We start from the raw sequence: 14,394 nt of genomic DNA, 5'->3' as shown, positions 1-14,394 counted from the left end.
CGCTCCATCATGCCGCCTCCAGCAGCCGATCCTTGCTGACTGCTTCGCCGGCGAATTCGCGCACCACCGCGCCGCGCTTCAGCACCAGGATCCGGTCGGCCAGCGACAGCACGGTTTCCGGCTCGGTCGACAGCACGATGATCGCCAGTCCCTTGGCGCGGAGATCGCGCACGATATTGATCACGTCGTTCTTGGCGCCGACATCCATGCCGCGGGTCGGTTCGCACAGCACCAGGACGCGCGGCGGGTAGGTCAGCCATTTCGCCAGCGCCACCTTCTGCTGGTTGCCGCCGGAGAGCATACCGAGGTCGAGGCCGACCACCGGCGGCCTGATCTGCAGCTGCTCGACCTGGCGCTGGGCGATGGTGCGCTCGCGCGCCGGCTTGAGCAGCAGTGCCGAGATCCGCTCGAGGACGCTGATCGAGATGTTCTTGTAGACCGGCTCCTGGTGGAACAGCATGGCGCGCCGGCTCTCCGGCACCAGCGCAACGCCGGCCCGCCGCGCCGCCGCGGTGCTGCGGAAGGTTTTTGCGGAGCCGTCGACCGCGAGCGTGCCGTCGTCGGGCCGGAGCTTGCCGAACAGGATGCGCGACAGCTCCAACTGTCCGCAGCCCATGAAGCCGTAGATGCCGAGCACCTCGCCGGAACGGGCCTCGAACGAGACGTCCTGGAGGCTGCGGCGAAGCGAGAGCTGATCGACCTTCAGCACCGCCGGGCCGCCGCCCGATGGCGGCAGCATCAGGTCGTCGGTATAGCTGTGTTCCAGCGCCTCGCCGCCGCGGCCGATCATGGCCTCGATCAGCGCACCCTTGGTGGTGTCTCTGGACGCGGTCTCGGCGATCTTCCGGCCGTTGCGAAACACGGTCACGAGGTCGGAGACCCGCAGGATGTCCTCGATGAAGTGCGAGATGAAGACGATGCTGGTGCCTTCGTCGCGGAGCTTGTGCAGGGTCGCGAACAGGCGTTCGACCTCGGGCGGGGAGAGCGCGGAGGTCGGCTCGTCGAGGATGATGATGCGGGCGCCCGAGAACAGCACGCGGGCGATCTCGATCAGCTGCTGCAGCCCAATCGGCAGGTCACCGAGCCGCGTCATCGGATCGACGTCGATGCCGAAGCGGGCGAGCTGCTCGCCGGCCTCGCGCGCCATCCGCCGCCACTGCACGAAGCCGAGGCGGTTGGTCGGCTGGTTGCCGAGGAAGACGTTCTCGGCGACGGTGAGATCGGGCGCGACGCTGAGCTCCTGATGCACCATGCCGATGCCCGCGGCATGCGCGTCGCGGGTGGAGCGGAAGCGGGTCTCCTTGCCATCAAGCATGAAGCGGCCGGAGAACTCCGGGTGCACGCCGGCGATGATCTTCATCAGCGTGCTTTTGCCGGCGCCGTTCTCGCCGACGAGACCGTGGATCTCGCCGGCGTGAAGCGCGAAGTCGACCCCACGAAGGGCTTCGACACCGCCGAAGGCCTTCGTGATCTGGTTCAACTCGAGGATCGGGGAGCGTCCCTGCGACATGAGGACCGCTCAGATCAGGAAGTGATCCTCCATCCATTGCATGCCGGCGGCGTTGGCCTTGGTCACGACGGGACCATCGGTCACGACGTTCTTCGGAATGCCCTGGCCGGTCTTCTCGCCGTTCACCACGGCGGCAACGCCCGCGATGATCGCGCCGCCATGGATGCGGCAGGACGGATTGCGGACGGTCGCGAACATGCGGCCTTCGCTGACTGCCTGGATCGCCGGCGGCATGGCATCGACGCCGCCGATCAGGATGTTGGTGCGGTTGTGCGCCTTCATGATGTTGTAGGCTGCGAGCGCCATGTCGTCATTGTGGAAGAACGCGGCATCGATCTGCGGATATTTCGTGAGATAAGTCTCCCAGAGCCGGGCGGTCTTGGAGACGTCCCAATCGGCGGGCTGGGTGTCCAGCACCTCGATGTTCGGGAACTGCTTCACCACGGAGTTGAAGCCCTTGGCGCGGCCCTGCGCGCCGGTGTGGCCGAGCGCGCCCTGGGTCATGATCATCTTGCCCTTGCCGCCGATCGCGTTGCACAGCGCCTGGGTCACGGAAGCGCCCATGAACTCGTTGTCGGGCGCCAGGAACGAGTGGACGTTGATCTGGTCGAGCGGCGCAATCAGCGTGTCCATGTCGATCACGGGGGTGCCGGCGTCGATCATCTTCTGCACCGGCTGGGTCAGCGTGCCGATGCCGAACGCCTGGATCGCGACGAAGTCCCATTTCTGCGACGCCATGTTGTCGATCGCGGCGCGCTGCTTGACGGCATCGAGCTGGCCGTCGAACCAGGTGACCTCGACGTTGAACAGCTTGCCCCAGAACTCCGCGGCCTTCTTGCCCTGCGCGCACCATGTGGCCTGCAATCCGGCGTTGGAGAATGCGGCCTTCAGCGGCTTTTCCGAGCGTCCCATTTCGGCTGCGAGCGCGGACGTCACGCCCATTCCGCCGAACAGGCCGGCTGCAGCTCCACCTGCCGCCGCCATCTGCAGAAGGTCGCGACGCGTCGTCGACGCCTTGTCCATCCCCTTGTCGGTCCCTGGCATTGCTTGCTCCCTCTTCATTTTTCTGACCGTTCGGCGTCAGTTGCACGCGCCGCGGATGAAGGGAGTTTGTCACAATCGGAACGGTGGCGCTACGCCCTCTGATCCGCGAGATGTTTCTGTTGCAGCACGATCGCCTCGACGTCCCGCAACAGCTTGTGCCATGCAGCATCGATCTCCGTAGACCATCGCGTGCCGAGCAGTTCGTGGAGCGTATCGGCGATCACGCCGAAGAACGCGGCGAACAATTCGCGCGGTGTCCCGTACGCGTCGTGCGACGACACTTCGCATTCGATCAAGCGGAAGCGTCCACTGCGCTCACCGGCAAGATCAAGGATCGCTTCGATTGTCAGCTGCAGCATCGCGCCTTTCACCGACGCGCTGCCTTCGCTGCGAAACATCGCGCTTGTCTCGGGATACTCGCGATGCAGACGCTCATAGACGAGCGGCGTCAGATCATCGCAAGCCGCTGCCGCGAGTTCAAAGCTGCGTTCGATTGGATTGGACGATGACGTCATAGCGGATCGCGATCACCAGACAAAAAAAGAGCAGGGCTCAAAGCCCTGCTCCAAAAATTGTGTCGACCCTATTTGCCCCAAAAATTCGATTTGATCTTGATTGATGGGGTGACGCTGCTTGTGCGCGTCGGGCTCCTCCCGAGACTTGGACCACCAGGACATCACCTCGCGGCTGGCCTGAGCCCGAATTGGTAGACCATCTTTCCAGGCTTGTCATCATTTTCGGCAACGATTGTTCAAATTTCGAGCAGTTTGCGAAATGATTGGGATGGCGCCACTGCCGGTTGTGACAACCACTTGAAAACACGTGATCAAGTAAGGAGATAAGGCCGCTTCCGATACGCCGTGGCGCAACGGCCACGCCGGGCTATTTCCGTCAGCTGGCAGAAACCGGGCGCGTCGGCGACCTCGACTTCCGACGCCCGTGGTGGTTAGTTCCGTCCCGGATGGGTTTTGCGATGCGCCGGCGGCTGAAGAATTTTCTGCCCATAGTCCTGGTTGCCCTGCTGGTGCAGATTTTTGCACCGATCGGGGCCTGCTGGGCGGCGAGCCTTGCCGCGTCGGACCCGCTCGCGGCCGCCACCATCTGCCACGGCGATGCCGGCCTGGGGGCCGGGCATGGCGACCAGACCGGTCATGATGCCCATGACGGCTGTTGCTCCGCGTGCAGCGTGCTGCAGACCGGTGCGCCCGTTGATAGTCCGCAAGTCGCGGCGCGGGCCGTCGAGCGCCTGCCGAGCCGGATCGCCTGGCTTGATTTTGCCGCCGAGTTCGATCGTTCGCCGGCTGGCCGCTCCGCGCAGGCCCGCGCGCCGCCGCTGTTTTCCTGACGACGACGTCGCTGCCGGCGCATCCCGCGCCGGCGAGTGCCCTTGAATAAGCCGGCCGGAGAGCCGGTGTCAGGATTCATCCATGTTTCGGTTACACCCGCGGGGTGGGGCAAGCGCGCTGATGCTGGGCGCCGCCCTTGCCACGATCGCGTCCTGGGCGAAGGCCCAGACCGCACTGCCTTCCGTCACCGTCGAGGCGCCCCGGACGGCAACCCGTGCCAAGCCCGCGGCGCCCAAACCGCGCGTTCGTGCGGCATCCGCCCGGCGACCGGCCGGGCCGCGCGCGGCGCCGTCGATTGCCGCGGACGCCGCGCACGGACCGAGGCCCGGGGAGACGGCAGGCGCGGCCCGGGACGGCCTGAACCGGGCGCCGGCCGGCCAGACGCAGACGACCATCGACCGCAGCCAGTTCGATAACCGGCCGGCATTCTCCGTTGCCGATGTGTTGCGTGACAGCCCGGGCATCTCGATCAAGCAGGGCAACGGCCCGCGCGACTTCGGCATCTCGATCCGCGGCTCGAACGCCCGCAACGGCTTCGGCATCCGCAATCTGGTCATCTTCGATGACGGCTTCCCGGTCACCCAGCCGGACGGCCTGTCGCGCAGCGATCTGATCGATCCGCACGCCTATGGTGCGATCGACGTGGTCCGCGGGCCGTCATCGGCGCTCTACGGCAATTACGCGACCGGCGGCGCGTTGAATTTCCGGACCCGTCCCGGCGGGACGATCGACGGTGTCGAGTACGGCGTCGACGGCGGCAGCTTCGGCTATCTCAACAACTATCTGGCCGCAGGCAAGAAGGTCGGCAATTTCGAAGCGTCCCTATTCGCAAGCGACGCGCGTGGCGATGGCTTCATCCAGAATAGTTGGTTCAACACGCAGACGGTGAACTTCCTTGCGACCTTGCAGGCCACTCCGGACGATCGCTTCACATTCAAGCTGATCAACAACGACCTCGACGCGCGACTGCCGGTCAGGCTTTCGCTCAACCAGTTCTACCAGAATCCCTTCCAGAGCGGATGCAACGTACCCGGCGGGCTCGGCTGCGGAACAGTGTCTCTGTTCAATAACGGCTTCAATGGAACCAAATCCACAGAGACCGCGCTTCAGGCTGGCCTCGGCCGGGATGACCGCCGGACGATCGTTGGGGGCCGTTGGGAACACGATTTCGACAACACGACGACGTGGCGCAACCAATTCGTCTTCGATGACAGGAATATCAATCAGCCCACGGGATCGACCAGCGCGTTGGGTGACTATCCCTCGTACAACTTCATGAGCGATTTGACCAAGCGCGGCGAATTGTTCGGAATGGATTCGACCACGATGGTCGGGGGTTGGTACAACACCCTCACGACGACCGGTACGACCTGGAACGTTGCGCCCGGGGGCAATGCGACACTCGGACTGCCACAGAGCAGGCTGTATCAATCGACAACCAATTACGGCGTCCGGGCGCGGGAAGAAATCAAGCTGATTCCGTCGGTGACGGCGGTCGCCGGGGTCGGCTGGGAAACGACCACGCTGAACGGTGTCAACACTGCGCTGTCCTATCCGGTCATCAACAATCCCGCGATCGTGGGAGCGACCGTGACGCAAGCGGCGCCTGTGTTCACCAACACCGCGCCGGAGTTCGCGCTCGTCTACAAGCCGGATAACGAATGGCAGTTACGTGCTCGCGTGGCGACCGGCTACGGTACGCCGCAAGTCAGCAATCTGTTCGTTCTGCCGAGTGGGCTATCGGGCAACAACACATCGCTCAAAACCCAGACCAACCTGGGCTACGACCTCGGCGCGGATTGGTCGCCCAACAAGAGCGTGAAGGTTAGCGCCACCGCCTTCTACGAATTCTTCAAAAACGAACTTGTCTCCCAGGCCACGCCAGTCTCTGGTATCACCTACACCTTCAACGCCCCGCGCTCGGAACATCGCGGCGTTGAACTCGCCGCTCAATGGGGCTTTTATCGGGGGTGGCAGCTCACGGCGGCCTACACCTATCTAGACGAGGTATATACCGACTACACGGAAAGCATCAGCGGCTTCACATTCAATCGGGTCGGGAACAAGATTCCCGGCGTCTCGCCGAATGAGCTGACGACACGGCTTGGCTATGACGAGCCGTCAGGGCCGTTCCAGGGACTCGGCGGGTTCGTCGAAGTCCAGTGGAAGGATGGCTTCTACATGGACAACGCCAATCTGCTGCGGGCGCCGGGTTATGAGCTCGTCAACCTCAACCTGCACTACAAGACGGATCTGATCTCCGACTACTTCAAGACACTGAACCTGTATTTCGAGGTTCGGAACGTGTTCGACCGGACCTACGTCGCTTCCGCGAACAATATCGCGAACTCGGTGACGGCGGCGGGCGTTCAAAATCCTGCGAGCATACTGGCGAATACGACCGGCTCGATCTATGCCGGATCGCCGCGGGCGTTCGTGGCGGGCATGAAGATCGCGTTCAAATGAGGAGCGCATCGATGACGTCTCGCAAATCTGCTGTTCGGGTCGCGCTCGCGACCGCCATGCTTGCGGCCTTGCCGAACCTCGCCAGGGCGCAGATGAGCCACCACCACGCCTCGGAAGCGGCGTGCGAGGAAATCGTCCTGCGTTGCGCGACCAAGGTCACGCCCGCCTTCGCGCCGGATGGGACGCTATGGCTGGCGTGGATGGCCGGAGGACAGATCTCGGTCGCGAACTCGAAGGATCAGGGCAAGAGCTTTTCCGCGCCGGTGCAAGTGACCCGGGACCGGCTCAACCTGGATTGGGGACCGGATGCGCGGCCGAAACTTGCGATCGACGCCAAGGCGAACATCGCGCTGGCCTTCTCGATCTTTCGCGATCAGGCCTTCAACGGTCAGGTGCTGACCACGCGCTCGACGGATGGCGGGAACAGCTTCGATCCGCTGAAGCCGGTCACCGCAAACAACGAGAGCCAACGGTTCGAGGCGATCGGGTTCGATCCGGCGGGTGCCGCGTTCGCGGTCTGGCTCGACAAGCGCAACCGGGTGCCGGCGCAGCAGCGCGGCGAGAAGTACGACGGTGCAGGATTGTTCTTCGCGTCGTCGAAAGATGGCGGCGCGACCTATTCGGATGCGCGGCTCGTGGCTGACAACACCTGCGAATGCTGTCGTCTCGCGCTGGCGTTCGACGGCGCCGGCCATCCGGTGGTGGTGTTTCGGAACATCTTTGAAGGCGGCGTGCGCGACCATGCGATCGTGACGTTCACCGATCTGGCCACGCCCGGCGAGGTGCGCCGGGTGAGCCGCGATGACTGGCAGATCGCGGCATGTCCGCACCATGGTCCCAGCCTGACCATTTCGCCCGAGGGGACCTATCACGTGACGTGGTACACCAACGGCAAGGTGCGGAAGGGATTGTTCTACGCCCGCTCGCGCGATGGCGGCAAAACCTTCTCCGATCCGCTTCCTGTCGGTCAGCTCAACCGCAGCCCGTCGCGGCCGCAGGTCATCGCGGGCCCCCAGGGGCTTGTGATGGCCTGGAAGGAGTTCGATGGGCAGAAGACCTCGATCAACATGATGACATCGCACGATGACGGCGCGACCTGGTCGAAACCCACCGTGATCGCCGACACCGCCGACAGCTCCGACCATCCGCTGCTCGTGACCGACCGCCGGCAAACCTATCTGTCGTGGATGACGAAGGCCGACGGCTACCGCTTTCAAGCGATCGAGGGCGAACCATGAAACGCCATTTCCTCGCTGCGCTGATCCTGCTCGCAACGCTGCCCTCCGGACTCGCGGCCGAAACGGGCGCGCCAAAACCGTTCGAACGCGGCAGCTGGCAGAAGCTCCTGCATGCGCATGCCGGCCATCCGACACTGGTGCACTTCTGGGGAGTGACCTGCGGACCATGCAAGGTCGAGCTGCCGCAGCTCGGGCAGTTCATGAAGGATCATCCTGCCATCGACGTCGTCACCATCAGTGCAGATCTCGTCCCGAACCTGCCGGAGGCAACCCGGTCTATGCTGAACGGCGCCGGGCTCGGATCGGCCGAGAACTGGATCTTCAACGACGGTTTCGCCGAGCGATTGAGATTCGAGATCGATCCGTCCTGGCAGGGCGATATCCCGCGAACCATGCTGATTGCCCGTGACGGGACCGTCACGACGATCGAAGGCTCGGCCGAGATCGCCGACCTCAACAAATGGTCTGACGCCCAGGCCGCAGCAACCCGCTAACACGACGACTTCAACCTGAAAGGAATCCGTCGCCATGAAAACGCTCTCCCGCATCCTCGCTCTCGCGGCGCTGACCGCAGCGCTCGCGTCCACCTCCGTACGCGCCGAGGACGTCAAGGCCGGCGACCTCGTGATCACGCAGACATGGACGCGCGCAACGCCGAACGGTGCCAAGATCGGCGGCGGCTATCTGACGATCGAGAACAAGGGGACGACGCCTGACCGGCTGGTGTCAGGGTCCGCCGACGTCGCCGGCAAGGTCGAAGTCCACGAGATGTCGATGGACAATGGCGTGATGAAGATGCGGGCGCTCGACAAGGGCCTGACCATCGAGCCGGGCAAGACCGTGAAGCTCGCGCCCGGCGGCTATCATTTGATGATGTTCGACCTGAAGGCGCCGCTGAAGCAGGGCGACAAGGTGCCGGTCACGCTCGAATTCGAGAAGGCCGGCAAGGTCTCGGTCTCGCTCGACGTGCAGGCGGTCGGTGCGCAGGCGCCGGGTGGCGGCGGTCACTCCGGTCATGGCGACCATTCCGGTCACATGGACATGAAGAAGATGTGAGGCATACATGCGGTCACACATGCTGCTCATTGCCACGGCGGCGCTGCTCGCAGCGGCGCCCGCAATCGCGCACATCACGCTGGAGGGAAAGCAGGCGCCGGTCGGATCGTACTACAAGGCGGTGTTCGCCGTGCCGCATGGCTGCGCGGGATCCGCGACGACCAAGATCCGCGTGCAGATTCCGGAAGGCGTCATCGGGGTGAAGCCGATGCCGAAGCCCGGCTGGACGCTCGATACGGTGACCGGCAAATACGCCGCCCAGTACGATTATCACGGTGCCAAACTCTCCGAAGGCGTCAAGGAAGTCGCCTGGAGTGGTGGTAAGCTCGCGGACCAGAACTACGACGAGTTCGTGATGCAGACCTTCCTCACCGACACGTTGAAGCCCAACACCACGCTGTATTTCCCTGTCGTGCAGGAATGCGAGCAGGGCGTCAGCCGCTGGATCGATATCCCACCTGACGGGCAGGGCGGCGGGCACGACCATGGCAGCAAGACACCGGCGCCCGGCGTCAAGCTGCTGCCGAAGTCCTAAAGCCGTGCGGTCGGTCGCAAGATTTGTAGCAGCAAGTCTTGCCGCGCTGCTCTCGGCGCTGTTCCTGGCTGTGTTCTGGGCGCTGTGCCTTGCGACCGCGGCGCAAGCGCATGCCGTCCTGCTCGGCACTGAGCCCGCAGACGGCAGCGTGCTGGCGGAGGCACCCAAGACGATGGTGCTCCGCTTCAACGAAGCGGTGGCGCCGACGGCGGTCAGCCTGCTCGACGCGACCGGCAAACCGCGCGACGTCGCGATCCGTGCCGTCGACCAGTCGGTGATCGTGACGCTGCCGGCAGGCCTGCCACAAGGGACGCAGGTGGTCAGCTATCGCGTGGTGTCGCAGGACGGCCATCCGGTCGCGGGTTCGGTGTTGTTCTCGATCGGCGTCGTCACGGGCTCGGCGGTGCCATCCGGCGACGGCGTCCTCCATGCCCTGATCTGGCTGGCGCGGCTCGGGCTGTATCTGGGGCTGTTTGCCGGCGTCGGTGGCGTGTTCTTCGCCGCCTGGATCGGGCAAGGCCCGGCGGGCGAACGTCTGATCATGTGGTCGCTGAAGATCGGCCTCATCGGCGCGATCGTCTCGCTTGGCTTGCAGGGCGTCGACCTCTTGAACCTGCCGCTCGCGGGCCTCCTGACATGGGCGGCATGGTCCGGCGCCGCCGGCACCAGCCTGTTTCCTGCCCTGCTGCTCGCGATTGCCGCGATGTTGATCGCAGCGATTGCCTGGCGGAGCCCATCGTTCGGCGCAGCCTTCAGCCGCACTGCGATCGCGATGATCTGTGTCGGGCTGTCGTTTGCGGTCAGCGGTCACGCCGCCACGGCCTCGCCGCAATGGTTGACGCGGACCGCGCTGTTCATCCATGGCGTTGGCCTCGCCTTCTGGATGGGCGCGCTCGCGCCGTTGGCGGTGCTGGCCTGGCAGCGCAAGGACTCGCTGCTGCGGGTGCTGCGGCGTTTTTCGACGCTGGCGGTGCCGGTGGTCGCATTGATCGCCTTGTCGGGTCTCGCGCTCGCCGTCGTCCAGCTCGAAAGTTTCGGAGCCCTGATCGACACCGAATACGGCAACATTCTCGTTGCGAAACTCGTGCTGGTGGCGCTGCTGCTCGCCTTCGCCGCGCTGAACCGTTGGGTCTTCACGCCGGCCATCGCGCGCGAGTTTCACCGGACGCGGCCGCTGCAGCGTTCGATCGCGGTCGAATTCGTGCTGATGATCGCCATCCTCGGCCTCGTCGCACTCTGGCGCTTTACGCCGCCGCCGCGCGTGCTGGCGATGTCGGAGGATGTTCCGCTCGCGGTTCACATTCACACCGATGCCGCGATGTTCCAGGTGCTGATTGCACCGGGCAAGGTCGGGCAGAACGATTTCGTGCTGCAGCTGATGAACGGCGATGCCAGCCCGTTCACGGCGAAGGAGGCGACGTTGACGGTGAGCCTGCCCGCGCGCGGCGTTGAGCCGATGGAACGCGGCGCCACGCTCGGATCCGACGGCTACTGGCACGTGAAAAAGGTGCCGTTGCCGGTCCCGGGCCGCTGGCACATGCAGATCGATGCTCTGGTGAGCGATTTCAAGAAGGTGACGCTGGAAGACGATTTCGAGGTCAAGTGACGCTGCCGTCGGCGCACATGGCAGTTCGGTGGGACGCAATTCGTTCAAATGGCCGAAAATCGGCTGATTTGAAGGCTTTTTCTTATTGGTCGGCCTTGTGTTTTCACACCCGATCCGGTTTCACTGCAGCTCTTCCCAGGCTTTCCTGATTCCCGAGTAACGCCATGCGATTGTCGCGGTTTTTCCTGCCCATCCTGAAAGAAAACCCGAAAGAGGCGGAGATCGTCTCGCATCGGCTGATGCTGCGCGCGGGCATGATGCGGCAGGAGGCGGCCGGCATCTATGCCTGGCTGCCGCTCGGCTTCCGGGTGCTGAAGAAGATCGAGCAGATCGTGCGCGAGGAGCAGGATCGTGCCGGCGCGCTCGAACTCTTGATGCCGACGCTGCAGCTTGCCGATCTCTGGCGTGAAAGCGGCCGCTACGACGCCTATGGGCCTGAGATGCTGCGCATCCTCGATCGCCACAAGCGCGAGCTTTTGTACGGGCCGACAAACGAGGAAATGATCACGGAGATATTCCGCTCCTACATCAAGTCCTACAAGAACCTGCCGCTCAACCTCTACCACATCCAGTGGAAGTTCCGCGATGAGCAGCGTCCGCGCTTCGGCGTGATGCGCGGTCGCGAATTCCTGATGAAGGACGCCTATTCGTTCGACCTCGACGAGGCCGGCGCGCGGCGCTCCTACAACAAGATGTTCGTGGCCTATCTGCGCACCTTTGCGCGGATGGGCCTGAAGGCGATCCCGATGCGAGCCGAGACCGGCCCGATCGGCGGCGATCTCAGCCACGAATTCATCGTGCTCGCGGAGACCGGCGAGTCCGGCGTCTTCATCAACCGCGACGTGCTCGACCTGCCGGTGCCGGGCGAGGACGTCGACTATGACGGCGATCTCACGCCGATCATCAAGCAGTGGACCTCGGTCTATGCTGCGACCGAGGATGTCCACGAGGCGGCGCGCTTCGAGCAGGAAGTGCCCGAGGCAAAGCGGCTGAACACCCGCGGCATCGAAGTCGGCCAGATCTTCTATTTCGGCACCAAATATTCCGACGTCATGAAGGCGATGGTGGCGGGGCCCGACGGTGTCGACGTGCCGATCCACGGCGGCTCCTACGGTGTCGGCGTGTCGCGTCTGGTCGGCGCGATCATCGAGGCCTGTCACGATGACGCCGGCATCAAATGGCCTGAGGCGGTCGCGCCGTTCCGCGCCGCGATCCTCAACCTCAAGCAGGGCGATGCCGCGGTCGATGGCGCCTGCGAGCAGCTCTATCGCGAGCTGACGGCGAAGGGCGTCGATGTGCTCTACGATGACACCGATCAGCGTGCCGGCGCCAAGTTCGCCGCAGCCGATCTGATCGGCATCCCCTGGCAGATTCTGGTCGGGCCGAAGGGGCTCGCGGAAGGCAAGGTCGAGGTGAAGCGTCGCAGCGACGGTTCACGCGACAATATGAGCCCCGCCGACGTGGTCGCGAAGCTCGCGGGTTAAAGTTTATTCACGCCGCGCTATCGGCGGGGTAATCCGGCCACATTTGGCCCGAATCATGGGATTATCGAGAGATGGATGAGACCATGAGCGAGCCAGTCCGTACCCCGCCTTTTGCGCCATTCGAATGGCTGCTGTCCGGACGCTATCTGCGCGCGCGCCGCAAGGAAGGCTTCATCTCGGTCATCGCCGGCTTTTCCTTCCTCGGCATCATGCTCGGCGTCGCCACGCTGATCGTGGTGATGGCCGTCATGAACGGCTTCCGCAAGGAACTGCTGGACAAGATCCTCGGCCTCAACGGCCATCTTCTGGTGCAGCCGCTGGAATCGCCGCTGACCGACTGGAAGGACGTCGCTGACCGCATCAGCCAGGTCCAGGGCATCCGGCTGGCCGCGCCTGTCGTGGACGGGCAGGGGCTCGGTTCGTCGCCGTTCAATGCGGCCGGCGTCTTCATCCGCGGCATCCGCGCCGACGATCTCAACAACCTCACCTCGATCGCCAAGAACATCAAGCAGGGCACGCTCGAGGGCTTTGACGAGGGGCAGGGGGTCGCGATCGGCCGCCGCCTTGCCGATCAGCTCTCGCTGCATGCCGGCGACATGATCACGCTGGTCTCGCCGAAGGGCGCGGTGACGCCGATGGGCACCACGCCGCGCATCAAGCCCTACAAGATATCAGCGGTGTTCGAGATCGGCATGTCGGAATACGATTCAACCTTCGTGTTCATGCCGCTCGCCGAGGCGCAGGCCTATTTCAACCGCAACAACGACGTGTCCTCGATCGAGGTGTTCACCACCAATCCGGACAAGATCGACACCTACCGCAAGCTGGTGACGGAGGCGGCCGGGAGGCCGGTCTTCCTGGTCGACTGGCGGCAGCGCAACTCGACCTTCTTCAACGCGCTGCAGGTCGAGCGCAACGTGATGTTCCTGATCCTGACCATGATCGTGCTGGTCGCAGCCCTCAACATCGTCTCCGGGTTGATCATGCTGGTGAAGGACAAGGGCCAGGACATCGCGATCCTGCGCACCATGGGCGCCTCGCAGGGCTCGATCATGCGGATCTTCCTGATCACCGGCGCCTCGATCGGCGTGGTCGGAACGCTGACCGGCTTTGCGGTCGGCATGCTGATCTGCCTGAACATCGAATCGATCAGGCAGTTCCTGTCATGGCTCACCAACACCGAGCTGTTCTCGCCCGAATTGTACTTCCTCTCCAAGCTTCCGGCCGAGGTCGATTTCGGCGAGACGCTCGCCGTCGTGATCATGGCGCTGACGCTGTCCTTCCTCGCGACGCTCTACCCGTCGTGGCGCGCCGCGCGCCTCGATCCGGTCGATGCGCTCCGGTACGAATAAGGAGCCCACATGGCGGAGGGGGCGGAAGACGTACCGGTCGTCTATCTTCATGATATCAAGCGGGAATACCGACAGGGCGAAGCGACCCTGACGGTCCTGAACGGCGCCAAGCTCGCGCTGTGGCCTGGTCAGTCGGTGGCGCTGGTGGCGCCGTCGGGCTCGGGCAAGTCGACGCTGCTGCACATCGCGGGCCTGCTGGAAAGCCCCGATGACGGCGAGGTCTATGTCGCGGGCACGCCGACGTCGCAGATGTCCGACGTCGACCGCACGCAGATCCGCCGTTCCGATATCGGCTTCGTCTATCAGTCGCACCGGCTGCTGCCGGAGTTCTCGGCGCTCGAGAACGTCATGCTGCCGCAAATGATTCGCGGCCTCAAACGCTCCGAGACCGTGAAACGGTCGACCGAGATCCTCTCCTATCTCGGTCTCGGTGACCGCATCACCCATCGTCCGGCCGAGCTTTCGGGCGGCGAGCAGCAGCGCGTGGCGATCGCGCGCGCGGTCGCCAACGCGCCGCGGGTGCTGCTTGCGGACGAGCCGACCGGCAATCTTGATCCCGGTACGGCCGACCACGTCTTCAGCGCGCTGATGCAACTCGTGAAGGCGACCCGCGTCGCGATGCTGATCGCAACGCATAATCTGGATCTCGCCGCCCGGATGGATCGTCGGGTCTCGCTCTCGAACGGTCAGATCGTCGAGCTCGAATAGTGCATTGTCGAGCGAAGTGGGTAACGGCTAGCGTGAAGAACGCGCGCTA

The 14,394-nt window shown here is 64.1% G+C and carries 13 protein-coding genes; 10 read left to right on the top strand and 3 right to left on the bottom strand.

Annotated features, from left to right (window positions below):
- Positions 1-7 precede the first annotated feature (7 nt).
- From ACVILL_RS33790 to ACVILL_RS33780, 3 genes are all read right to left on the bottom strand, one after another.
- On the bottom strand, positions 8-1,510 hold the full coding sequence (locus ACVILL_RS33790; RefSeq protein WP_456733008.1) for a sugar ABC transporter ATP-binding protein: 1,503 nt from the start codon (positions 1,508-1,510) through the stop codon (positions 8-10).
- A gap of 9 nt (positions 1,511-1,519) precedes the next feature.
- Positions 1,520-2,554, bottom strand: coding sequence for a sugar ABC transporter substrate-binding protein (locus tag ACVILL_RS33785; RefSeq protein ID WP_456733007.1), 1,035 nt, complete (start codon positions 2,552-2,554; stop codon positions 1,520-1,522).
- An 89-nt stretch (positions 2,555-2,643) separates the two neighbouring features.
- Positions 2,644-3,069, bottom strand: coding sequence for a globin (locus ACVILL_RS33780; RefSeq protein ID WP_456733006.1), 426 nt, complete (start codon positions 3,067-3,069; stop codon positions 2,644-2,646).
- 446 nt (positions 3,070-3,515) lie between these two features.
- Here ACVILL_RS33780 and ACVILL_RS33775 point away from each other — a divergent pair, with 446 nt between their 5' ends.
- The 10 genes from ACVILL_RS33775 to ACVILL_RS33730 all read left to right on the top strand — a co-directional run bounded on the left by ACVILL_RS33775 (position 3,516) and on the right by ACVILL_RS33730 (position 14,345).
- Complete coding sequence (locus ACVILL_RS33775; protein ID WP_456733005.1) at positions 3,516-3,899, top strand: DUF2946 domain-containing protein; 384 nt, start codon at positions 3,516-3,518, stop codon at positions 3,897-3,899.
- Between the two features lie 82 nt (positions 3,900-3,981).
- Positions 3,982-6,366, top strand: coding sequence for a TonB-dependent receptor family protein (locus ACVILL_RS33770; RefSeq protein ID WP_456733004.1), 2,385 nt, complete (start codon positions 3,982-3,984; stop codon positions 6,364-6,366).
- 11 nt (positions 6,367-6,377) lie between these two features.
- Positions 6,378-7,604, top strand: a complete 1,227-nt coding sequence (locus ACVILL_RS33765) for a sialidase family protein (RefSeq protein WP_456733003.1) — start codon at positions 6,378-6,380, stop codon at positions 7,602-7,604.
- Positions 7,601-8,098 carry a TlpA family protein disulfide reductase gene (locus ACVILL_RS33760; protein WP_456733002.1) on the top strand — a complete coding sequence of 166 codons (498 nt, stop codon included), beginning with the start codon at positions 7,601-7,603 and terminating at the stop codon, positions 8,096-8,098. Before ACVILL_RS33765 ends, ACVILL_RS33760 begins: the two co-directional genes overlap by 4 nt.
- 34 nt (positions 8,099-8,132) lie before the next feature.
- On the top strand, positions 8,133-8,660 hold the full coding sequence (locus ACVILL_RS33755; RefSeq protein ID WP_456733001.1) for a copper chaperone PCu(A)C: 528 nt from the start codon (positions 8,133-8,135) through the stop codon (positions 8,658-8,660).
- A 7-nt stretch (positions 8,661-8,667) separates the two neighbouring features.
- Positions 8,668-9,195: a YcnI family copper-binding membrane protein gene (locus tag ACVILL_RS33750; RefSeq protein ID WP_456733000.1), complete on the top strand. Its 528-nt coding sequence runs from the start codon at positions 8,668-8,670 to the stop codon at positions 9,193-9,195.
- A gap of 4 nt (positions 9,196-9,199) precedes the next feature.
- On the top strand, positions 9,200-10,801 hold the full coding sequence (locus tag ACVILL_RS33745) for a copper resistance CopC/CopD family protein (protein ID WP_456732999.1): 1,602 nt from the start codon (positions 9,200-9,202) through the stop codon (positions 10,799-10,801).
- A 164-nt stretch (positions 10,802-10,965) separates the two neighbouring features.
- Entirely contained in the window at positions 10,966-12,285 is a 1,320-nt protein-coding gene (gene proS, locus ACVILL_RS33740) for a proline--tRNA ligase (RefSeq protein WP_456732998.1), read from the top strand.
- Positions 12,286-12,356: 71 nt separating this feature from the next.
- Positions 12,357-13,637 (top strand): lipoprotein-releasing ABC transporter permease subunit, encoded by a 1,281-nt coding sequence (locus ACVILL_RS33735; RefSeq protein ID WP_456732997.1) that lies wholly within the window; start codon positions 12,357-12,359, stop codon positions 13,635-13,637.
- Between the two features lie 9 nt (positions 13,638-13,646).
- On the top strand, positions 13,647-14,345 hold the full coding sequence (locus ACVILL_RS33730) for an ABC transporter ATP-binding protein (RefSeq protein ID WP_456732996.1): 699 nt from the start codon (positions 13,647-13,649) through the stop codon (positions 14,343-14,345).
- Positions 14,346-14,394: the final 49 nt, after the last annotated feature.

Source organism: Bradyrhizobium sp. USDA 3364, assembly GCF_054056355.1.
This window is presented reverse-complemented; position numbering and strand designations above follow the sequence as displayed.